This is a genomic window from Rhodococcus sp. 14-2496-1d (assembly GCF_002259365.1).
GTDB lineage: Bacteria > Actinomycetota > Actinomycetes > Mycobacteriales > Mycobacteriaceae > Rhodococcoides.
This window is the reverse complement of the sequence record NZ_NPFV01000018.1, coordinates 373,713-394,442: the sequence shown is the minus strand read 5'-3', so window position 1 is coordinate 394,442 and position 20,730 is coordinate 373,713. Positions and strand designations below refer to the sequence as shown.

Here is a 20,730-nt window from a genome sequence, read left to right as displayed (position 1 = left end):
GTCTTCATGACTGCCGTAGAGCCACACCCCCTCCTGCAACCCGTACGCGATCCGAGCGGCGGGGACGCTGCGGCTGCATGGGCGGCGATCGTGCGCGAGGAGCCGCGCTACCCGAGAGTGTCGGTCGCGGCGAACGTCCGCATTCCGATGAGCGACGGAACTGTGCTGCGCGCATACGTCTTTCGCCCCGCGGACGCGTCGGGACGGGCGGTGGAGGGCGCGTTTCCCACCGTCCTGAACCTCACGCCCTACAACAAGCTGCTGATCAAGGGCATCGACACCATCCTCGAGACCCCGGTTCTGGGTCGTGCGATCCGAGCTTTCTCGTCCGCGTTCGACCTGACCGGAACCAGGTTCGACGGCATCACCGAGCTCACCCGGGTGGTAGCGGGCGGGGCGGCCGACCTGCTCTCGGTCAACCGTCATCTCGTGCGCAGCGGGTACGTGCAGATGATCGTCGACGTCCGCGGCACCGGAAGTTCCTCGGGCACCTGGGACGTGCTCGGCCGCCGGGAACAGCTCGACTCGCTCGAGGTGATCGAATGGGCCCGACGCAGGCAGTGGTGCAACGGCAGGATCGGGATGGCCGGAATCTCGTACTCCGCCATCAACGCCCTGCAGGCCGCAGCCAAGCAGCCTGCAGGCCTCGACGCGGTGTTCGCGGTCGAGGGGTCGGTGGACATCGTGCGCGAGATCTTCGCCACCGGAGGTGCCACCTCGGCGTTCATTCCGCTGTGGCTCGCGGCCGTCAACGGGCTCAAATGGGCACCTGCGATCGGCGGAATCGACCCGCTCGCATGGCTCCGCGATCGCGCTCGATCCCCGGCCACGAATCTGCTCGACCTGGCCAAAGGCTTTGTCGCGGGCGGAGACCCGCGAATCTACGACAACGAGTACTACGACACCATCGATGCCGTCATCGAAGACATCGCGGCACCGACATTTCTGTACGGCTGCTGGCACGACATCTTCGGCGGGTCCGCACCCGACATCTACAACCGCCTCCCTCTCGAACGCGGATACAAGCAGCTGCTCGTCGGCGACGGATACCACGGCAACCCGGGAATCGGGTTCGGCGAGCCGGGCTTTCCACCTCGCCTGGACGTACTCGAACGCGCTTGGTTCGACAAGTGGCTGCGCGACGTCGACAACGGAATCGAGAACTACGGCCCCGTCACCCTGCGTCAGCAGGGCGGCAATTGGACTGCGCACGGGCGCTTTCCGGCTCCCCAGGCGCAACCGCGCCGGCTCTACCTGTCGGCAGCGGCATCGGGCACCGCGCCCCACGCCGTCGCCGACGGCAGCCTCACCGGCCTGCCGAGCGCCGAGTCCGATGTCCTGACGGTGCGCCCCTCGCTGCGAGCCGTCGTATCTCGGGACACCACACAGGTTCTCGCCGGTGTGACGGCAGTCCTGGGCGGCGGCTTCACCTACGACAATCGATTCGCCGAGGGCGGCGCAGTCACCTTCACCACCGCGCCTGCCGATGCGGACACCGTGCTGTCCGGCCCCATGAATCTGCATGTGCGCGTCGTCTGCCATGCGCCGGAAGCGATGTGGGCCGTCATGGTCTGCGACGTCTCCCCGAGCGGCCGGTCGATCGTGCTGAGCAACGGTGCCCTGCTCGCCTCACGCCGTGCCGTCGACGACGAACGCTCACTGTTCGCCCAGAACGGCGATTACACCCGCCCGTACCATCCGCTCACCGAGGCAGCGCTGCTCCCGGTGCCCGTCGGCCGACCCATCGAACTCGACATCGACATCCTCACCACCGAAGCCGTCATCGCATCCGGCCACCGCCTCCGCGTGAGCGTATTCGCCACCGACACACCGCGGTTCATCCCGATTCTGCCGGATCTGGTGCGTACGCGACTGCGCCGACAGGACATCGACATCGACCCGGACGATCCGAGCTACCTGGTGGTGCCGGTACTCGGTGAGCCAGGCTGGTAGGAACGAGACCATGAGAATCGAACAAGGTGTCGCGCCGACGAACTCCGTCGAGATCGCATACGAGGACATGGGGTCGACCGACGATCCCGCAGTGCTGCTCATCATGGGCCTGTCCGCGCAATTGACGTTGTGGCCCATCGACTTCTGCACCCGTCTCGTCGACGCCGGCTACCGGGTGATCCGCATCGACAACCGCGATATCGGGTTGTCCACCAAGATGACCGGGCAGAAGGTACGAGGTTCCCAGATCCTTCGGCTGATCCGGCACGAGTTCGGGATGTCCTCGGACGTGCCGTACACGATCACGGACATGGCGGCCGACGCCGTCGGCGTGCTGGACCATCTCGACATCGACTCGGCGCACGTCGTCGGTGCCTCCATGGGCGGAATGATCACCCAGGTGTTCGCCGGAAGTTATCCCGACCGAACGAAGTCTGTGGGCATCCTCTTCTCGAGCACCAACGAGCCGTTTCTACCGCCACCCGACCCACGCGCGCTGCTGCCGCTCATCGGCGGCGTCGGGAAGGACGCCACCAAGGACGAGATCATCGCGCACTCGGCGAAGACGCTCGCCGCGATCGGCTCCCCCGGCTACCGCACTCCGCCGGAAGAGCAGCTCGAGATCGCACAGGTGATGTACGAGCGGAACTACAACCCGTCCGGTGTAGTCCGGCAGATGGCCGCCATCACCGGCACCGGCAGTCTGCGGCCGTACACGAAGAAGATCACCGCACCCACCACGGTCATCCACGGCACCGCGGACAAACTGGTGCGACCGTCGGGAGGCAAGGCCATCGCCCGTGCCGTCCCCGGGGCCGAGTTGACGCTGATCGACGGCATGGCCCACGACCTGCCCGCAGCACTGCTGGACCGCATCGCCGGGATCATCCTGGCCAATTTCGCGCGAGCTGCGTAGCACCACGGACCTCATCACGCAACGAAGGCCGGCACCCGATGAATCGGTGCCGGCCTTCGTGATGATGCTGAACTGATTTACGCGTTCGCGTCGTCCTCGAGGAGGTTGCGCGTGCGGTTCGGATCGACCTGGACGCCGGGTCCGGTGGTGGTCGAGACGGTGACCTTCTTGACGTAACGACCCTTGGCCGACGACGGCTTCGCACGCAGGATCTCGTCCAGCGCTGCGCCGTAGTTCTCCACCAGCTTGGTCTCGTCGAACGAGGCCTTGCCGATGACGAAGTGCAGGTTGGCCTGCTTGTCGACGCGGAAGTTGATCTTGCCGCCCTTGATGTCGTTGACGGCCTTGGTCACATCGTTGGTGACCGTGCCCGTCTTCGGGTTCGGCATCAGGCCACGCGGTCCGAGGACACGGGCGATACGGCCGACCTTGGCCATCTGATCCGGGGTGGCGATCGCGGCGTCGAAGTCCAGGAATCCGCCCTGGATGCGCTCGATCAGATCTTCTGCGCCGACGACGTCGGCTCCTGCTGCCTCGGCCTCTGCAGCCTTCTCACCAGCGGCGAAAACAATAACCCGAGCGGTCTTGCCGGTGCCGTGGGGAAGGTTGACGGTGCCGCGCACCATCTGGTCGGCCTTGCGAGGGTCGACGCCGAGACGCACTGCGACCTCGACGGTGGGGTCGAACTTGCTCGACGCGGTCTCCTTGGCCAGCTTCGCGGCTTCGAGAGGCGAGTAGAGGTTGTCCTGGTCGATCTTTGCGGCCTGCTCGAGGTAGGCCTTGCTGCGCTTTGCCATGTCTTACTGTCCTTCGTTCGAGTTCAGTGTGGTTGACGAGCCTGGCCGGCTCTCCCACGTGTCTTGCTTGACGGCTGAGAATCAGCCTTCGACGGTGATGCCCATCGAGCGAGCAGTGCCGGCGATGATCTTCGCGGCCTGATCGATGTCGTTGGCGTTGAGGTCTTCCTGCTTGGTCTTGGCGATCTCGCGCACCTGGTCCATGGTCACCTTGGCGACCTTGGTCTTGTGCGGCTCGCCGGAGCCCTTCGCCACGCCTGCGGCCTTGAGCAGCAGCTTGGCAGCGGGGGGAGTCTTCAGCTTGAAGTCGAACGTGCGGTCTTCGTAGACCGAGATCTCGACCGGCACGACGTTGCCGCGCTGCGACTCGGTCGCGGCGTTGTACGCCTTGCAGAACTCCATGATGTTGACGCCGTGCTGGCCCAGCGCGGGGCCGACGGGCGGTGCCGGGTTGGCGGCACCGGCCTGGATCTGAAGCTTGATGATCCCGGCTAGCTTCTTCTTCTTCGGGGGCATTTCTTTTTCCTTGTATTCGCTCGGGTTTCTTGCGGTTGCTACTGCAAGTCTGTGTGCTCGGCTACTAGATCTTGGAGACCTGCGTGAAGCCGAGCTCGACCGGTGTCTCACGGCCGAAGATCGATACCAGCACCTTGAGCTTCTGCTGCTCGGCGTTGACCTCGCTGATGCTGGCGGGGAGGGTGGCGAACGGGCCGTCCATGACGGTGACCGACTCGCCGACCTCGAAGTCGACCTCGATGGCCGGCTTCGACGTGGTGTCGCCGCCCTGATCGGCTGCGCCTGCGGTCGCTTTCGCGTCCTTCTTGGCACCTTCCTGCGGCATCAGGAACTTGACGACCTCGTTGATGGTCAACGGTGACGGCCGCGAAGTGGCACCGACGAAGCCGGTGACGCCCGGGGTGTTGCGGACCGCTCCCCAGGACTCGTCGTTGAGCTCCATGCGAACGAGGATGTAGCCGGGCAGAACCTTGCGGTTGACCTGCTTGCGCTGACCGTTCTTGATCTCGGTGACCTCTTCGGTGGGAACTTCCACCTGGAAGATGTAGTCACCGACGTCGAGGTTCTGCACGCGGGTCTCGAGGTTCGCCTTGACCTTGTTCTCGTATCCGGCGTACGAGTGGATGACGTACCAGTCACCGGGAGCGCGGCGCAGAGCCGCCTTCATCTCGGCAACGGGGTCCTCGGGCTCGGCTGTCACATCTGCGTCGGCAGTCTCGCCTTCTTCGGCGGGGACGTCCTCACCGGCGGCAGCGGCGACATCGGCCTTGATTGCTTCGTCGGTCTCGCGGTCCTGAGCGGCCTGCTCCGCTTCGAGGCCCTGCTTGGTCGCCTCGACATCGGCGTCGAATGCGGCCACTTCGGTGGCGTCGTTGTGCGGCGTGCTCACGTCAGCACCCTTTCTCTAGTTTCCTGCTCGGTTCGATCGTCGATAGGTCACGCAGCTGCGATCGGTCAGCCGAACAGCCAGCCGACGCCCTGGATGAAGAGCACGTCGAGGCCACTGATGTACGCGACCATGAACGTCAGGAAGACGAGCACGACGGTGGTGTAGGTGACCATCTGCTTCTTGTTCGGCCAGATGACCTTGCGAAGCTCGGCGACGACCTCACGGAAGAACTGCAACAGACGCAGAAACACGTTCGGCCGCTTGTCGGCTTTGACCTTGCCCGATCGAGTCCTACCGGTCTTGACCTTCGCCGGCGTGGTGGACGCGGCCGGAGCCTTGGACATCGACACGCCCGCAGCGCTGCCGCGGGACCTGCTGGTCGATCGCTTGCCAGTGGGCACCACGGCGTCTGCAGCGGATTCACCGGCAGTGGTATCAGCATCGGAAGGACGGCCCTCGGAGCCAGGTGCGACGTCGTCTGAAGCCGAAGAGTTCTCGAACTCCTCCGATCGACCGTCGCGCTTACCGCGCTCCTCGCTCACGTCGTTCCTCTCAGTTGCTGACACCTTGGGCAGGGGCGACAGGACTTGAACCTGCAACCTACGGTTTTGGAGACCGTTGCTCTACCAATTGAGCTACGCCCCTTCGGCCGAAACTTCTCGGCCGCTCTGGTGTCCATTCGGCCGGTCACCGTCCGCACTACCTCTGGAAGAGGACGCGGGCAGCGCAGAGCGCCGAATTACCCCAGAAATCTCAGTGTACTGCACACCCTTCGGAACAGATAAATCCCGTCGTCCCGGCCGCGAACGAGCTCGACCGGACCGACCCGTGCTCAGGCCAAGCGCACCGTTGCGGTGGCTCGCCCGAAGATCTTCTTGCCGGCGGACTTCGCGACGATGGCGACGGTCGCGGTTCGCGTCTCGGCGTCGGTGGCCTTGATCTTGCCGGTGAACTCCACCGACGCGGGCGAATCGACCGGAACGAGCACCGCACTGGTGAAGCGCACGTTGTACTCGGTGACCGCACCCGGGTCGCCGAGCCACGAGGTGACGAAACCGGCACCGAGACCCATCGTCAACATCCCGTGAGCGATGACGTCGTCCAATCCGGCCAATTCGACGACTTCGTCGCTCCAGTGGATCGGGTTGGGATCGCCGGACACGCCCGCATAGTTCACCAGGTCACCACGAGTGAGCGAGACGACGCGCTCGGGAAGCTCGTCGCCGACCGACACGTCGTCGAAGTTACGAAGCGCCATGCCTGATCACTTCCTTCACCGCATGGGCGATGTTCTCGTCGATCTCACCGCCGGTACGCGCCACGATGGTCGTCCAGGTCGTCTGAACGAGATCGCCGTTCTGATCGGTGATGATGTTCTTGGTGGTCATGATGTCGCTGCCGCTCATCTGCCGGAACGACTCGAGATACACGTCGCAGAAGATTCGATCGCCCACCTGGAGCGGGCGGTGGAATTCCAGCCTCTGATCTGTCTGCAGAATCTGACTCGGGTCGTATCCCGTGATGACCTCTTGCAACATCCGGGTCTGCGACATGATTCCGAGCAACGAAACGAAGGTCAAGGGCGCGATGAGACCGTCGTAGCCGAGGCCCTTCGCTGCGTCCTCGTCGTGATGCGCGGGATGAAAATCCTGGACGGCACGCGCATACTCACGAACCTTCTCGCGGCCGACCTCGTAGAAGTCGTCGACGCGGAAATGAGAACCGACCATGGACGCCGCGTGAGCGGACGCATCCATGGCCGGGACGTCGTGCTGAGCTTGTGACACGGAAAGACAACCTTTTCTACCCTGGACGCAAGAGCCGTTAGGGGGAGAAGTGTGTCCTAACGCCGGGCGCCGACTGGTGAACGGATCTGCGAACCAGCGAGCCGAGCGGAACTAGCGAGATTCGCGGTGAGCCCGATGCGTGCCGCAGTTGGAGCAGAACTTCTTCAGCTCGATGCGGTCGGGATCGTTCCGACGGTTCTTCTTCGTGATGTAGTTGCGGTGCTTGCAAACCTCGCAGGCCAAGGTGATCTTGGGCCGCACATCGGTGGAGGAGGCCACTGGACGCCTACTTTCGGGTAAATCTGATCAGGGTCAATCAGGACTGTTCATGAGTGCTACGGGTCGTGCTTGCCTACTGTGTAGCGGTGACCGGACTTGAACCGGCGACGCAACGATTATGAGTCGTTTGCTCTACCAACTGAGCTACACCGCCTCAGGTGCTCACCGTCCACCATCCCACGCGGGGAACGCGACGTCGAGCCATCCAATCCAGCGAGCCCCCTAACGGAATCGAACCGTTGACCTTTTCCTTACCATGGAAACGCTCTACCGACTGAGCTAAGGGGGCGAGCAACTACGCATGTTGCCGTGCGCTGAAGCCTTCAAGAGGTTACACATTCGGAGCGCCCAGTACCAAATTGCGTGGTCAGCGAGCCCAACATGTCCCTCTTCACATGGAAACCCCAGCGAGGAAAATCCTCGCCGGGGTTCCAGGTGTGGCAGATGTAGGATTCGAACCTACGTAGGCATAAGCCGACGGATTTACAGTCCGCTCCCATTGGCCGCTCGGGCAATCTGCCGTGATGCGATCGAAGCCCGTACTGCTCTTCGGCGCGGTGAGAAGAATACAACGAACGTCCCCCCGGAACGCAAACCGGGTGGATACGGTCGGTAGCGGGCCGATAAAGTCCCTGCGGGATGTGGACCGACACCACCGCCAAACAAAATTTCGATTCGACTGGAGAGTGTGAGAAGTGGCTGATTCGTCCTTCGACGTAGTGAGCAAGGTCGACCGACAGGAAGTGGACAACGCTCTCGGACAGGCCGCGAAGGAGCTGGCGACCCGCTTCGACTTCCGAGGATCGGACACCAGCATCGAATGGTCCGGCAGCGGCGAGTCCGAGACCATCGTGATCACCTCCGAATCCGAGGAGAAGGTCAAGGCCGCCCTCGACGTGTTCAAGGAGAAGCTCATCCGACGCGATGTCTCCCTCAAGGCGTTCGAAACCAACGATCCGGCCGCGTCCGGCAAGGTCTACAAGGTCACCGGCAAGCTCGTGCAGGGCATCACCACCGAGAACGCCAAGAAGATCACCAAGAAGATCCGCGACGACGGCCCCAAGGGCGTCAAGGCCCAGATCCAGGGCGACGAACTGCGCGTGAGCAGCAAGAAGCGCGACGACCTGCAAGCCATCCAGCAGCTGCTCAAGAACGAGGACTTCGGAATCGCACTGCAGTTCGTCAACTACCGCTAGAGCGGCTTCGCCGCACGTGAGCGGAAATTCGTAGCACGCTACGAATTTCTGCTCACATGGGTCGTTCCCCCAGGCTCCGTCAGTACGGCCGGTGGCCTGCCATCCGCTCGAGGCGCTCGATGCGGTCGGCCATCGGCGGGTGGGTGGCGAACAGTCGACCCGCCTTGTCGCCGATGCGGAACGGATTGGCGATCATCAGATGCGACTCGGCTGCCAATCGTGGCTCGGGCGGCAACGGTGCCAACTGCACTCCCCGCTCGAGTTTGCGGAGCGCCGAGGCCAGCGCCAGTGGATCTCCGGTCAGCTCGGCCCCCGACTGATCTGCCTGATACTCACGCGAGCGAGAGACCGCGAGCCGTACCAGGGTGGCCGCAATGGGCCCCAGCATCGACACCAGCAGCAGCGCGATCGGGTTCGCGCCTCCGTTGCCGCGTCCGCCGAAGACGTTGGCGAAGAAGGCCAGGTTGGCCAGGCCCGAAATGACGGCAGCCATCGCCCCGGCAACCGACGAGATCAGAATGTCGCGGTTGTAGACGTGCGAGAGCTCGTGACCGAGCACCGCTCGTAGTTCACGCTCGTCGAGGATGCGCAGGATGCCCTCGGTGCAGCACACCGCGGCGTTGCGCGGATTGCGTCCGGTGGCGAACGCGTTGGGGTTGTTGGTGGGGCTGACGTACAGCGCAGGCATCGGCTGATGAGCCGTCGTCGCCAACTCCCGCACGATCCGATACATCGCCGGTTGCTCGAGTTCGCTCACCGGCACCGCGTGCATCGATCGCAGGGCCATCTTCGCGCTGTTGAAGTACGCGTAACCGTTGACGCCAACCGCCAGGACGATCGAGCCGATCAGAATGGTCGCGTTACCGAACAGCGAGCCGATGAAGACGATGAGCGCCGACATTCCGACCAGCAGGCCGAATGTCTTTGCGCCGTTCGCGTAACCGTTCATGTCCGAAGTGCCTCCTCGTACCGGGTGCTACTACCCGATCAACGAAAACACCCCGACCGGCAGTTCCCGGTCGTCAGCCCACGCGTTCGACGGTGTAGTCCACCAACCGGCCGAGCGCATCGTTGGCCGGTCCCTGCGGCAGCAGTGCGAGTTCTGCGTGTGCCCGAGCGGCGTATTCGCCGAGTGTCCTCTTGGCCGAAATCATTCCCGGTGACCGCTGCAGCAGCTCGAGAGCCTCGGTGACCAGAGCGTCCTCGGTGACCGGACCGGCGAGGATCTCGCGCAGTCGATCACCGTCGGCACCGTCCTCGCGCAGCGCGAAGAGCACCGGCAGAGTGTGTACACCTTCCCGCAGGTCGGTGCCGGGAGTCTTGCCGGACTGCTCGGTAGCCGAGGAGATGTCGATGATGTCGTCGGAGATCTGGAAGGCGGTACCGACGGCGTCGCCGAGGCGCTCGAGTCGTCCCACGTGCTCGGCATCTCCGCCGCTGAAGGTTCCGCCGAAGCGTCCACACGATGCGATGAGCGAACCGGTCTTCTCCCACACGACCTTCAGATAGTGCGCGACGGGATCGTCGGTGCTCTTGGCTCCGATGGTCTCGCGCATCTGACCGGTGACGAGTTCTGCGAAGGTCTCGGCGATGATGCGCACGGCGTCGGGTCCGAGGGTGGACACCAGACGCGACGCATGCGCGAACAGGTAGTCGCCCGCGAGGATCGCCACACTGTTACCCCAGCGTGAGTTCGCACTCTCGGCACCTCGACGCATCGACGCCTCGTCCATGACGTCGTCGTGATAGAGCGTCGCCAGGTGGACCAGTTCGACGACCGTGGCCGCGGTGACGATCGCCGGATCGGTCGGCGACGGTCCCAGCTGGCCGGTGAGCACGGTGAACAGGGGCCGGAATCGTTTTCCGCCGGCCTTGGCCAGGTGCAACGCAGCCTCGGTGAGAAACTCCTCACCGTCGGAGAGCTCACTGATCATCAGCTCTTCGACGCGTGCGAGGCCGTCGGCGACGGATCGCGCGAGCTCCGGGTCACCCAGGTCGACTCCGGCAACGACCGTTGCTACGGCAGCGTCGTCTGTACTCACGATGTTGGTCCCTGTCCTGTCGTCGACATGCCGGCAGCAGCGACTTCAGCGCCGCTGCTCGCCTTCTACCGTAGTGAACCTAGCGTGCACACCGGTGCGACGGTGTCACCGACCACAGGTGACGCTTCACTCACCGAGGTTGCCGGAGATGACTTCCAGCGTCGCGGCCATCGCTGCCGACGCTCTGTCACCCAAGGCGTCGGTCAGAGCGGCCATCAGACCTTCGAGCAGGATCACGTGCGGAATCCGGCTGGTGACGGCGAGTTCGCGCTGGAAGCTGAGGTCGCGCATGCCCACCACCAGTGCGATGTCCGACGCGGCCGCCAGGGTCGAGCGAGCAAAGGACGTCACCGAGACCACGGTGGCTCCCCGATCCCGAGCGGCCTGAGCGGCCTTGGTCGATGCACTCGTGGCACCCGATCCGCTGATGATCAGGGCCACATCGCGATCGGTGAGAAGCCGGACGGCGACCTGCTGCGCGATCGAGTCGGTCGGTGCGTGCGAGCGCAGGCCGACCGAACGCATCCTGGCATCGGTATCGGCGGCCAACGCGGCCGAGAGTCCGTTGCCGATGACCACGACGGACTCGGCGCCGGCGAGCGCAGCCACCGCGCGAGTGACATCCTCGGTGGTCAACAGTGCCGTCATCGCCGCGATGGAATCTCCGACGTGGGCGAAGGTCTCCGTCACGATCGCGAACGGACCGTCCACCGACCGCTCCTGCGCGGGCAACGCCCGGGCCGCATCGCGCGCGAGCAGGACTCGCAGCTGCTGATAACCGCCGAAGCCGAGACTCTGACAGGTACGCACCACCGACGCCCGTGACGCCCCGGCCGCGTCGGCGACCTGCTGCGAGGACATCTCGACGATGTCGGCGGGACGTCGGAGAAACACCTCGGCGACGGCCCGCTCGGCCGGCAGCAACGACGGAATGATCGATCGGATGTGCGGCACGACTCCACCGGGCGCGAGATCCATGCTCATATCTTGCTCATACTTTTCTCTGCCATCCCCAGCTCCCGTCGATGATGCGTCGACGCACCTGACCGGAGACCTGGTCGATGAGCACGGTGATGACCACGACGACGATCAGCAGCATGCCGACCGCACCCCACTGGCGGTACTGCACGTTGTCCACCAACATGCTGCCGATGCCGCCTGCACCGATCAGACCGAGGATGGCCGACGCACGGACGTTGATCTCGAAGCGATAGAGCCAGAAGGCGAACACCTCGGGTGCGACGTCGGTCCACAGTCCCCACCGCACGATCTGGGCCGTCGAGCCGCCTGCCGCTCGGGCCGCTTCGACCGGACCTTTCTCCGCGCCTTCGATGGCCTCGTAGCCCCACTTGCCGAGGGTGCCGACCGAGCCGATGGCGATCGCGAGTGCGCCGGTGAACGCGGTCAGCCCGGTGACGGACAGAATGAGGATGGCGATGACGACCTCGGGGACTGCACGAATGACGGCGAACACGATGCGCAGCGGCCATCGCAGCCAGAGAGGCCCGATGTTCGCGGCTGCGAGGAAGCTCAGCGGAAACGACACGACGATGCCGAGCACCGTTCCGAACCAGGCCATCTGCACCGATTCGATGGTGGCCGAGACGGCCTTGCCGAGTGCGGACACGTCCGGTGGTGCGAACATCAGGCCGGCGTAGCGCACCAGGTTCTGTGGCAGGTCGAGCAATCTGTCCCAGCGAATCTCGATGCCGTACAACGACAGTGCGAACACGGCGAGGATGCCCACCCACACGGCGGTGCGCAGGGGGTTGCGTGGTTTGCGCGGCCGGGCCGGAGTGGCACGGGTGGTGCGGTCGACGACGGTCATCCGACCAACTTTCGACGGGCCCAGGACGAGAGCAGTTCCAATGCCAGGACGATGACGAGAATCTCCAGGATGATGAGGCTGAGCTGGTGATACTTGTAGAAGGTCCGAACATTGTCGATGAGCATGCCGAGTCCGCCTGCACCGACGAGTCCGATCACCGCCGAGGCGCGCACGTTCAGTTCCAACGTGTAGAGGCTCTGCGATACGAAAGCCGGAAAGATCTGCGGCGCAACGGCACTGCGGTCCGCGGCGATCCAGGAGCCACCCGCCGCGAGAGCGGCTTCCTGCGGTCCGCGATCGACCGAGTCCAACGCCTCGGAGACGAGCTTGACGATGATGCCCACGTTGAAGACGATCAGCGCCAGAATTCCCGACAGCGCCCCGGTGCCGACCACCGCGACCAGCACCGCCGCGTACAGCAGATCCGGCACTGCGCGAACGACATTCATGATTCCGCGCACCACCGTCAGCAGCGGCCGATTCGGGTTGGTCACGCGTGAGGCCGCGAAGCTCACCGGGAACGAGATCGCGGCACCGATGGCGGTCGCGATGACGGCCATCTGCAGGGTCTCGAGGATGGCGTCGACGGTCTCGGGGAAGAACCAGTAGTCCGGCTGCATCAACTGGATCAGCTTGCCGGTGGCGTTGCCCCAGTTGTCGATGATGTCACCCAGGTCGGCACCGACACCGACGCCCGCCCAGACGGTGATCAGTCCGACGACGGCAAGTGTCACAACGGTTTTCCATGCCGAACGCGGCTTCACCGGCCGAGTGGAAACGGAAGCGCTCACAGCTCGGCCTTGGCTTCCAGCACGTCCTCGGCGGTCAGCGAGCGGCCGTAGATGCTCTCGAACACCGATTCGTCGGCGTCGCGGCCATGGCCGTCGAACACCACCTTGCCGTCGCGCAACCCGATCAGCCGGTCGCCGTAGCGGCGGGCGAGATCGAGGAAGTGCAGGTTGACCACCACGGTGATGCCGAGTTCTGCGTTGATGCGCTGCAGGTCTCGCATGACGACGTGCGACGTCGGCGGATCGAGCGAGGCCACCGGTTCGTCCGCGAGGATCACTCGCGGTTGTTGTGCCAGTGCCCGGGCGATGGCGACCCGTTGCTGCTGACCGCCGGAGAGGGACGACGCCTTCGCGTAGGCCTTGCCGACTATCTCGACTCGCTCGAGCGCCTGCATGCCCAGTTCGGTGTCTTCCGCGGACCAGGCACCGAGCAGCGTTCGCCACATCGGCGAGCTGTGCAGCCGGCCCATCATCACGTTGTTCAGCACGCTGGTGCGCTTGGCGAGGTTGAAGCCCTGGAAGATCATTCCGACGTCTCCGCGCAGATCGCGTAACCCTCTGCTGCTCAGATTGTTCACGGCGCGATCACCGACGGTCACGGTGCCGGAGGTGACCGGCACGAGGCCGTTGATGGTGCGGATCAACGTGGACTTCCCTGCCCCGGACAAGCCGACGACGGCAACCATCTGACCCGCCGGAATGCCCAGAGTCACTCCGTCGAGCGCGGTGTGGCCGCCCGCGTAGGTAACCGAGACGTTGTCGAATGCGATGCCGTCGCCGCTCATTCGATCAGTTCCCCAGGCCGATGGAGTCCGCCTCGGTCTGCGCCTGCTGCAGCGCTGCAGGGTCCGCCTTATCGAGACCGGTGATCTGGTAGATCGCCGTCAGGGCCTCGACGCCCTCGGGGGTGGACGCGTAGTCCTCCATCGCGTCCGAGATGCGCTGCTGCAGATCAGGGCTCAGCGAACTGCTGATCGAGACGCCGTCGTTGGGGATCTCGTTGGTCAGTGCGAACACCACCAGGTTCTTCGCCACATCGGGGGTGTCGGCGACGACGGTCTCGCGGGCGTCCCAGAACGACACGCCCACTTCGTCGTCGCCGTTGTTCACCGACAGCACTGCCGCCGGGTGCGAGGTGACCTGGGTCAGGTCCAGATCGGTGGTGGAGTCGATACCGGCCTCTTTCAATGCGGCGGAGGGGAACACGAATCCGGCCGAGGACGCGGACTGCAACATGACGGTCTTGGCACCGTTCATCTTGCTCAGCGAGTCCAATCCGGCCGGACCCGTGCCGCTTTCGGTTCCGTTGCAGTACAGCAGGCCGTTGGCTCCGGTGACGGGAGCGTCGTCGCAGTACTTGTCGGGGTTATTGGTGTAGAACTGCGCGGCGTAGGTGGTCTTGCCCTTGCGCACGGTCTGCAGAGCCGGCTCGGCCCCGTACTTGTTGCAGGCCTGCACCATCTGCAGCGGCGGCAGCATGCCGATCTGGGCTTGGTTGGCACCGATGGCCTCCACCGCCGCCTGGTAGTCCTGTGTGATGACGCCTCGGACCGGGATGCCGAGGCGCTCGGTGAGCGCGTCCTGCAGCGGCTTGACGGTTTCGACGAGCTTGTTGGCGTCGCCCGAGGGGACGAGTGCCAGCGTCAGCTCCGACGGGTCGGCTGCATCTGCCGAGCTGGACCCGGTACAGGGCGACGCAGCAGAGGATTCGGTGGTGGACTCGTCGCGGGCTCCGCATCCGGCGAGCGAGGCGGTGAGCAGTCCGGTGGCAACCACCGCGAGCAAGGGAGTGCGGATTCTCATGACTGTCCTTCGTGGGTGAGTGCGAATGCTGCTGGATCGGTCGACCATTCGAGAAGTTCGTCGTACATCGCCGGAAACGACGAGGCGGAGAACGTCGCCTCCGGGCGGGGGTGACCGTGGCGGTCGATGTAGGCCGTGACGGCACCGCGCCGATGCGGTGCGTCGAGGTCGTTGCGCCAGATGTCGCCGACACTGGCCAACAGATGGGGTGATCGCGCGCCCAGTAGTGAGTCCACCAGCGCAGGCATCTTCTCGGGCTTGCCTGCGTCGGTGACGACACGATCGACAGCCGCGGTCAGACCGAGCCGGTCGAGGGTTTCGATCACGCCGCGCCGCGGGGCATTGGTGGCCAAAACCACGTCGGCGCCGACGCGATCGACGAAATCCGCGAGCCCGGCCGGTGCCCACACCTCGAGCTCACCTGCGGCGAGGCGCTCGCGGGACTGCGCGTAGGCGGCGGCGAGAACGGCAGCGTCCACTCCCACCGACAGTTGCTGGACGGCGGAGTAGCCGTCGAGGTACTCCCCCGCGCCGCGGTCCAAGAAAGCCGTCAACCCGGCACGAAGAGTTGCGGCGGAGATGCGGTCGAGAGATTCGGCCACCGCGTCGGCGTAGGCCCAGACCGGGTCGTCACCGAGGCAGACGGTGCCGTCGAAGTCGAGGAGGAGGATCGGTTGGTGCACGTGGGAGACGCTAGACCCGCCATGAACGATCCGTCCATAGATTCTGAATCTATGAAACAAGCGTTCACACGGCGTTAACCGGAGCCCCTTCACGGCACCGAGTCGCTCCGGTCGGGATACTGGAACTCGTGAGCACCCCCCACCCCGTCCCACCCACCGCGACCGACGTTCTGGTCGTGGGCGCGGGCCCCGCAGGATCGTCCGCTGCGGCATGGGCCGCGCGATCCGGCCGCGACGTCGTCCTGGCCGACGCGGCAGTCTTTCCCCGCGACAAGACGTGCGGTGACGGGTTGACGCCACGTGCCGTCGCCGAGCTCGATCAGTTGGGTCTGGGCGAGTGGGTGCGCGGCAAGGCGCGCAACCGAGGACTGCGACTGAGCGGATTCGGCCAGGAACTACAACTCGAGTGGCCGAGCAGATCGCTGCCGACCATCGGAAGTGCCGTCCCCAGAACCGAATTGGACGACAGGATTCGCGTCGCCGCGGTCGAATCCGGGGCCGTCATGGCCGAGGGAGCCAAGGCTGTCGCCGTCACCCGCGACGGCAATTCGGTCCGTTCGGTGACCCTGCAGACAGCCACCGGAGCCCACGAGATCTCCTGTCGCACACTGATCGTCGCCGACGGTGTTCGTTCCACTCTGGGCAAGCAACTCGGGCGACAGTGGCATCGCGACACCGCGTTCGGCGTCGCGGCTCGCGCCTACATCGACTCGGGCCGCAGCGACGACGAATGGATCAGCTCACACCTCGAATTACGTGACGCCGCAGGCACTCTGCAGCCCGGTTACGGCTGGGTCTTCCCGCTGAACGACGGGACCATCAACATCGGCGTCGGCACCTTGGCCACCGCCAAGCGGCCTGCACCCGGAGCGCTGCGCCCGCTTCTCGACCTCTACACCCACCAGCGTCGCGGCGAATGGGACCTCGGCGGGGAACTGCGCTCGGTGGCGTCGGCGCTGCTGCCGATGGGCGGAGCGGTCTCGGGCATCGCAGGCACCAACTGGGCCATCATCGGTGACGCCGCAGCCTGTGTGAACCCACTCAACGGCGAGGGCATCGACTACGGACTCGAAGGCGGCCGCATGGTCGTCGACCTGCTCGATCACCCCGACCTCACCGACGCGTGGCCGAGTCTGCTGCGCGAGCACTACGGGCAGGCCTTCTCCATCGCTCGACGCCTCGCCGGACTGTTGACCGTGCCGAGATTCCTACCGGCTGCGGGACCGGTGGGCATGCGGTCGCGAGCGCTGATGAAAGTTGCAGTCCGCTGCATGGGCAACCTCATCACCGAGGCCGACAGCGACCTCGTCGCGCGCACGTGGCGGGCATCGGGAAGCGGATCGTTGAAAGTCGATTCCCGGCCGCCGTTCTCGTGAACCGCGTTACGGTCGAGTTGCCTTGTGCAGCGCGACGATTCCGCCGGTGAGGTTGCGCCACTGCACGTCGGTCCAGCCGGCGTCGGCGATGCGCTGCGCCAACTGTTCCTGCGTCGGCCAAGCGCGGATGGACTCGGCGAGGTAGACGTACGCGTCGGGGTTACTGCTCACCGCGCGTGCGACTTTCGGCAACGCCTTCATCAGGTACTCCATGTACACGGTGCGGAACGGACCGAACACCGGCGTAGAGAATTCCGAGACGACGAGCCTGCCGCCGGGCTTGGTGACGCGGGCGATCTCGCGCAGTCCGGCATCGAAGTCCGAGACGTTGCGTAGGCCGAACGAGATGGTGGCGGCATCGAAGCTGGCGTCGGCATAGGGCAGTGCCATCGCGTCGCCTGCGACCATCGGAACACCTCGCTGCAGTCCGGCCTGCAACATGCCCTTGGAGAAATCGGTGGCCACGCACCAGGCTCCGCTGCGACCGAGTTCGACGGTGGAGACACCGGTACCTGCAGCAAGATCGAGAACACGCTCGCCGGGTTTCAGATCCAACGCTCGTCGAGTGAGCTTGCGCCAACTGCGGTCCTGCCCGAACGAGAGAACGGTGTTGGTGATGTCGTATCGACGGGCGACGCCGTCGAACATCGACGCCACCTCGTGGGGCTCTTTTGCCAGGGTTGCGCGTGATGTCTGGGCCACAGGGTCCAGACTACTCAAGCAACGTTCACTGCCTGCGGCGCTGTGATGCCTTGCACGTCGTAGTAGTGCGAGATCAGTTCGTCGCAGATGGCGGGCCAGGTTCGGTGCAGAACGGATTTGCGGGCTGCGTCGCCGAATCGTGCCCGGGTGGTGGGTTCGGCGAGGGCACCTACGGCACTGGGCAGCAGCTCGGTGAACTTGTCGACCGGCAGCAGGTATCCGTTGCGGCAGTGCGAGACCAGGTCGCGCGGGCCCCCGGCGTCGGGTCCGATGACGGGGACGCCGCTGGAGAGGGCCTCTTGGACTGCCTGGCAGAAGGTTTCGTGTTCGCCGGGGTGGACGAAGATGTCGAAGCTGGCGTAGGCCCGAGCGAGTTCGTCGCCGCCGAGTTGACCGGTGAAGATCGCGCCGGGCATCAGGGTCTGCAACGCCGCTGTGTCGGGTCCGCCGCCGACGATCACCAACTGGATCGACGGGTCGGTGGCCAGTACGGCGAGCCGCTCGACGTGCTTCTCCGGGGCGAGCCTGCCGACGAATCCGACGATCAGCTTCTCGTTCGCTCCCCACTGGGTTCTGAGCGTCTGCGACGTGGCCGAGGGTGCGAAGCGGACGGCGTCCACTCCCCTGGCCCATCGGTGCACGCGCGGAATTCCGTGCAGCTCCAGTGCGTCGACGGCGGAGGTGGACGGTGCCAGGGTGCGGGCCGCGCCGCGGTGCAGTCTCCTCGTCCAGCGCCACGCGGCCTTGGACGTCAGGCCGAGGCCGTAACTGGCGGCGAAACCGGCGACATCGGTCTGGTAGACGGCAACAGCAGGCACATCCAGTCGGTTGGCGGCGGCGAGACCGCCTGCTCCGAGCAGGAACGGTGACGCGAGATGGACGACGTCGGGGGCGAAGGCGCGCATCGCCGAGACCATGCCGAGGCCCGGCACTCCGACGGGCAGCGAACTGACCTTGGGGACCATGATCGACGGCACCCGGTGCACCGGAACGTCGTCGTGCCACGTCGCGGCTCTGGGGCCGGACGGATTGTCCGGGGCGATGACGATGGCGTCGTGCCCCGTCTTGTCGAGGTGTTCGAGGACACGGATCACCGAGTGGGTGACGCCGTTCATGTTGGGCAAGAACGATTCCGCAACGATGGCTACTCGCACGGTCCTCAGTGTGGGCGGCCCCGCAGTCGGCCAGGTATGGACAACGTTACGTGTGGGCCAACGTCACACGAATTGCGCGAGCACCCACGACGGATCGGGGTTGGTGCGGTGTTCGGAGCCCACGAACACGGTCGGGACCGTCTCGTTGCCGTCGTTGACCGACCGAACCCGCGCGGCCGCAGCGTTGAATGGTCGTTCCGCAGGCTCCACTCCTGCCGGATCCTTGCGGATGTTCACCCACACGGCTTTCTTTCCGCGCAGCAACAGCGCTACGCGCAACCGCAGGCAGAAGATGCATCCAGGACGCCAGTAGACCAACGGCACCGAATTCCGAGTCGCCAGAGTGCGCGAGGCGTCGTCGGACAGGGACCGGGGGTACAGCACCGGCGTCGTCAGGGCGAGAACGAACCCAACGGCGAGCACCAAGATCACGATCGAGGACGCGATGTTGCCGAAGTTCACCAGCGCGAACCCGGCCACCGCGGCGAGGGCTGCGATGATCCACTGCTTGGCATTACGCATTCCGGGCCTCCTTGCGTCGTAACCAGAACAGCACCGGCCCGGCGATCAGCCAGGTGACGACGATGACCGACCCGGCCGGAACGATAGCGACGGTAGCGTCGCGGCCGGCGACGCGCACCAGTTCGACGTCCGGGTCTGCCTTGTAGTACTCGACCTCGATGCGTTGACCGGCGATGAGGTTGGTGGGGTACAGCACGCCGAGCGCCGGGTTGTGTGTCACGCCGTCGGGGGTGATGAAGCTGACGGCCGAGCGCAACTTGCCCGCGGACAGCACCTCGGCGGTGGCGGTGCCCTTGTCGGAATCGATGGTGACGTCGTTGCGCCAGGCTCCGACCACCAGAAGCACGCCGAGGACCGAAATCGCGCCGGCGACCACGAGCACGACCAGCCGGGTCCGGTACAGCGTTCGGCTGGCTCTGTCGGTAGCGGTCACAGCGATCAGGTTACTTCGCAGCCGACACGACGCCGCTCGGGTAGCGTCTGCACTCATGTCGCGCAGCTTCGAGTTCACCGTCGAATCGTCCAATCCCCCCGCCGACGTGCACGCAGCACTCACCAGCGAGGCCCAGTGGGCAGCCCGTTTCGCCAAAGCGAAGAAGACGGACGGGTACGAAATGACCAAGCACGAGGACGGCGGTCTGACGGTCGACATCACCGAAGAGGTCGGCACCTCCGAACTCCCCGGCTTCGTCACGAAGGTCATCAAGGGCAAGCTGATCGTCTCCCGCACCGATCACTGGGGTCCGCTCGAGGGCGACCATGCCGAGGGAACCCTCATCGGCGGCACCACCGGTCTACCGGCCAAGGTGAACGGCACGCTGTCCCTTCGACCCGACGGAACCGGTGCGAAGTTGATCGTCAAGGGCGAATCGACGGTGAAGATTCCCCTCGTCGGCGGCAAGATCGAGGACCTGATCAACAAGATGATCAAGGACATGATCGATCAGGAAACCGGCGAAACCCTCGAATGGGTTGCGGCGCAGAAGGGCTGACGACCTACCCTGGTGCCTCAGGATGAGAGAATCTGTTCACGAAGGATGTCGGCATGGCCGCAGTGGTGGGCCAATTCTCTCAGCACCTGGAGATATACCCAGTGCACCGTACGAGGCCCGCTGCGATGACCCGTTACGACGGCATCGAGTGGCACGTCGGCTGCCACCGCTCGAGCAGTTGCGCAGGCCTGTCTGTGCGCCGCGACGACACCGACGATGGTGTCGTGGTCGTCGACAACGAAGGACTCCGCAGGAGTGCGAACCAGGCCGAGCTCAACCCTGGACCTACCCCCGATGCATTCCTCGAACCACACCCGTTGCATCCATGTCACATGTTTGAGCAGTCCGAGAAGCGTTGTGGCCGATGGGACCAACCGTTCACGCGCCTGCTCCTCGGTGAGACCGTCGACTATCGCGTCCAGGGCGTTCCGGTACTCCTCGACGAACGCCTCGAGCTGAGCGCGGTCATCGTTCAGCAGAACCTCGAAAGCACCCGCCACTGGT

At 65.0% G+C, this 20,730-nt stretch carries 25 protein-coding genes and 4 tRNA genes; 5 read left to right on the top strand and 24 right to left on the bottom strand.

Annotated elements, in window-relative coordinates:
• The first annotated feature begins 6 nt into the window (after window positions 1–6).
• Window positions 7–1,953, top strand: a complete 1,947-nt coding sequence (locus CH296_RS15515; RefSeq protein ID WP_094685140.1) for a CocE/NonD family hydrolase — start codon at window positions 7–9, stop codon at window positions 1,951–1,953.
• Between the two features lie 10 nt (window positions 1,954–1,963).
• Window positions 1,964–2,869 carry an alpha/beta fold hydrolase gene (locus tag CH296_RS15510; protein WP_094685139.1) on the top strand — a complete coding sequence of 302 codons (906 nt, stop codon included), beginning with the start codon at window positions 1,964–1,966 and terminating at the stop codon, window positions 2,867–2,869.
• 77 nt (window positions 2,870–2,946) lie between these two features.
• Here the strand turns inward: CH296_RS15510 and rplA are convergent, their stop codons facing one another.
• The 11 genes from rplA to CH296_RS15455 all read right to left on the bottom strand — a co-directional run bounded on the left by rplA (window position 2,947) and on the right by CH296_RS15455 (window position 7,658).
• On the bottom strand, window positions 2,947–3,666 hold the full coding sequence (gene rplA, locus CH296_RS15505) for a 50S ribosomal protein L1 (protein ID WP_027498276.1): 720 nt from the start codon (window positions 3,664–3,666) through the stop codon (window positions 2,947–2,949).
• Between the two features lie 81 nt (window positions 3,667–3,747).
• Window positions 3,748–4,182 (bottom strand): 50S ribosomal protein L11, encoded by a 435-nt coding sequence (gene rplK, locus CH296_RS15500; protein WP_008713829.1) that lies wholly within the window; start codon window positions 4,180–4,182, stop codon window positions 3,748–3,750.
• A 64-nt stretch (window positions 4,183–4,246) separates the two neighbouring features.
• Window positions 4,247–5,071 (bottom strand): transcription termination/antitermination protein NusG, encoded by an 825-nt coding sequence (gene nusG / locus CH296_RS15495; protein ID WP_094685138.1) that lies wholly within the window; start codon window positions 5,069–5,071, stop codon window positions 4,247–4,249.
• 65 nt (window positions 5,072–5,136) lie between these two features.
• A complete protein-coding gene (gene secE, locus CH296_RS15490) occupies window positions 5,137–5,613 on the bottom strand; it encodes a preprotein translocase subunit SecE (protein WP_094685137.1) in 477 nt (158 codons plus the stop codon).
• Window positions 5,614–5,643: 30 nt separating this feature from the next.
• Window positions 5,644–5,716, bottom strand: a tRNA-Trp gene (locus CH296_RS15485).
• Window positions 5,717–5,903: 187 nt separating this feature from the next.
• Window positions 5,904–6,329 (bottom strand): (3R)-hydroxyacyl-ACP dehydratase subunit HadB, encoded by a 426-nt coding sequence (hadB, locus tag CH296_RS15480; protein ID WP_032393945.1) that lies wholly within the window; start codon window positions 6,327–6,329, stop codon window positions 5,904–5,906.
• Window positions 6,316–6,828 carry a (3R)-hydroxyacyl-ACP dehydratase subunit HadA gene (gene hadA, locus CH296_RS15475; protein WP_045199004.1) on the bottom strand — a complete coding sequence of 171 codons (513 nt, stop codon included), beginning with the start codon at window positions 6,826–6,828 and terminating at the stop codon, window positions 6,316–6,318. Before hadA ends, hadB begins: the two co-directional genes overlap by 14 nt.
• A gap of 141 nt (window positions 6,829–6,969) precedes the next feature.
• Entirely contained in the window at window positions 6,970–7,137 is a 168-nt protein-coding gene (rpmG, locus tag CH296_RS15470) for a 50S ribosomal protein L33 (RefSeq protein WP_027498281.1), read from the bottom strand.
• Between the two features lie 81 nt (window positions 7,138–7,218).
• Window positions 7,219–7,291, bottom strand: a tRNA-Met gene (locus CH296_RS15465).
• 62 nt (window positions 7,292–7,353) lie between these two features.
• Window positions 7,354–7,426: transfer RNA gene (locus CH296_RS15460), tRNA-Thr, on the bottom strand.
• Window positions 7,427–7,575: 149 nt separating this feature from the next.
• Window positions 7,576–7,658: transfer RNA gene (locus CH296_RS15455), tRNA-Tyr, on the bottom strand.
• A 174-nt stretch (window positions 7,659–7,832) separates the two neighbouring features.
• Here CH296_RS15455 and CH296_RS15450 point away from each other — a divergent pair.
• Window positions 7,833–8,333 carry a YajQ family cyclic di-GMP-binding protein gene (locus tag CH296_RS15450; RefSeq protein ID WP_032393943.1) on the top strand — a complete coding sequence of 167 codons (501 nt, stop codon included), beginning with the start codon at window positions 7,833–7,835 and terminating at the stop codon, window positions 8,331–8,333.
• Window positions 8,334–8,412: 79 nt separating this feature from the next.
• Here CH296_RS15450 and htpX read toward each other — a convergent pair whose 3' ends face one another.
• The 8 genes from htpX to CH296_RS15410 all read right to left on the bottom strand — a co-directional run bounded on the left by htpX (window position 8,413) and on the right by CH296_RS15410 (window position 15,480).
• Entirely contained in the window at window positions 8,413–9,282 is an 870-nt protein-coding gene (gene htpX, locus CH296_RS15445) for a zinc metalloprotease HtpX (RefSeq protein ID WP_045199000.1), read from the bottom strand.
• 73 nt (window positions 9,283–9,355) lie between these two features.
• On the bottom strand, window positions 9,356–10,375 hold the full coding sequence (locus CH296_RS15440) for a polyprenyl synthetase family protein (RefSeq protein ID WP_032393941.1): 1,020 nt from the start codon (window positions 10,373–10,375) through the stop codon (window positions 9,356–9,358).
• Between the two features lie 126 nt (window positions 10,376–10,501).
• Window positions 10,502–11,359: a MurR/RpiR family transcriptional regulator gene (locus CH296_RS15435; protein ID WP_094685136.1), complete on the bottom strand. Its 858-nt coding sequence runs from the start codon at window positions 11,357–11,359 to the stop codon at window positions 10,502–10,504.
• A 7-nt stretch (window positions 11,360–11,366) separates the two neighbouring features.
• Window positions 11,367–12,203 (bottom strand): phosphonate ABC transporter, permease protein PhnE, encoded by an 837-nt coding sequence (phnE, locus tag CH296_RS15430; protein WP_094685135.1) that lies wholly within the window; start codon window positions 12,201–12,203, stop codon window positions 11,367–11,369.
• Window positions 12,200–12,994: a phosphonate ABC transporter, permease protein PhnE gene (gene phnE / locus CH296_RS15425; protein WP_179277731.1), complete on the bottom strand. Its 795-nt coding sequence runs from the start codon at window positions 12,992–12,994 to the stop codon at window positions 12,200–12,202. Before phnE (CH296_RS15425) ends, phnE (CH296_RS15430) begins: the two co-directional genes overlap by 4 nt.
• A complete protein-coding gene (phnC, locus tag CH296_RS15420) occupies window positions 12,991–13,779 on the bottom strand; it encodes a phosphonate ABC transporter ATP-binding protein (RefSeq protein WP_094659398.1) in 789 nt (262 codons plus the stop codon). The genes phnE (CH296_RS15425) and phnC overlap by 4 nt, the downstream gene beginning before the upstream one ends.
• Window positions 13,780–13,783: 4 nt before the next feature.
• On the bottom strand, window positions 13,784–14,797 hold the full coding sequence (phnD, locus tag CH296_RS15415; RefSeq protein ID WP_032393936.1) for a phosphate/phosphite/phosphonate ABC transporter substrate-binding protein: 1,014 nt from the start codon (window positions 14,795–14,797) through the stop codon (window positions 13,784–13,786).
• Window positions 14,794–15,480: an HAD family hydrolase gene (locus CH296_RS15410; RefSeq protein ID WP_094685134.1), complete on the bottom strand. Its 687-nt coding sequence runs from the start codon at window positions 15,478–15,480 to the stop codon at window positions 14,794–14,796. Before CH296_RS15410 ends, phnD begins: the two co-directional genes overlap by 4 nt.
• 128 nt (window positions 15,481–15,608) lie before the next feature.
• Between CH296_RS15410 and CH296_RS15405 the strand changes: the two genes are divergently transcribed.
• Window positions 15,609–16,856, top strand: coding sequence for a geranylgeranyl reductase family protein (locus CH296_RS15405; protein ID WP_094685133.1), 1,248 nt, complete (start codon window positions 15,609–15,611; stop codon window positions 16,854–16,856).
• A gap of 6 nt (window positions 16,857–16,862) precedes the next feature.
• Here the strand turns inward: CH296_RS15405 and CH296_RS15400 are convergent, their stop codons facing one another.
• From CH296_RS15400 to CH296_RS15385, 4 genes are all read right to left on the bottom strand, one after another.
• A complete protein-coding gene (locus CH296_RS15400; protein ID WP_082073920.1) occupies window positions 16,863–17,558 on the bottom strand; it encodes a demethylmenaquinone methyltransferase in 696 nt (231 codons plus the stop codon).
• Window positions 17,559–17,572: 14 nt separating this feature from the next.
• Window positions 17,573–18,712, bottom strand: coding sequence for a glycosyltransferase family 1 protein (locus tag CH296_RS15395; RefSeq protein ID WP_179272897.1), 1,140 nt, complete (start codon window positions 18,710–18,712; stop codon window positions 17,573–17,575).
• 63 nt (window positions 18,713–18,775) lie between these two features.
• Entirely contained in the window at window positions 18,776–19,234 is a 459-nt protein-coding gene (locus tag CH296_RS15390; protein WP_094685132.1) for a glutaredoxin domain-containing protein, read from the bottom strand.
• Window positions 19,227–19,667 carry a DUF3592 domain-containing protein gene (locus tag CH296_RS15385; protein WP_179277730.1) on the bottom strand — a complete coding sequence of 147 codons (441 nt, stop codon included), beginning with the start codon at window positions 19,665–19,667 and terminating at the stop codon, window positions 19,227–19,229. Before CH296_RS15385 ends, CH296_RS15390 begins: the two co-directional genes overlap by 8 nt.
• A 55-nt stretch (window positions 19,668–19,722) precedes the next feature.
• On the opposite strand from CH296_RS15385, the gene CH296_RS15380 reads away from it, so the two are divergent.
• Complete coding sequence (locus CH296_RS15380; RefSeq protein WP_094685131.1) at window positions 19,723–20,226, top strand: DUF2505 domain-containing protein; 504 nt, start codon at window positions 19,723–19,725, stop codon at window positions 20,224–20,226.
• 17 nt (window positions 20,227–20,243) lie between these two features.
• On the opposite strand, the gene CH296_RS15375 is transcribed toward CH296_RS15380, so the two are convergent.
• The gene (locus CH296_RS15375; RefSeq protein WP_094685130.1) at window positions 20,244–20,726 is read right to left on the bottom strand and encodes a DinB family protein; all 483 of its coding nucleotides are present in this window, start codon (window positions 20,724–20,726) and stop codon (window positions 20,244–20,246) included.
• Between the last annotated feature and the right edge of the window lie 4 nt (window positions 20,727–20,730).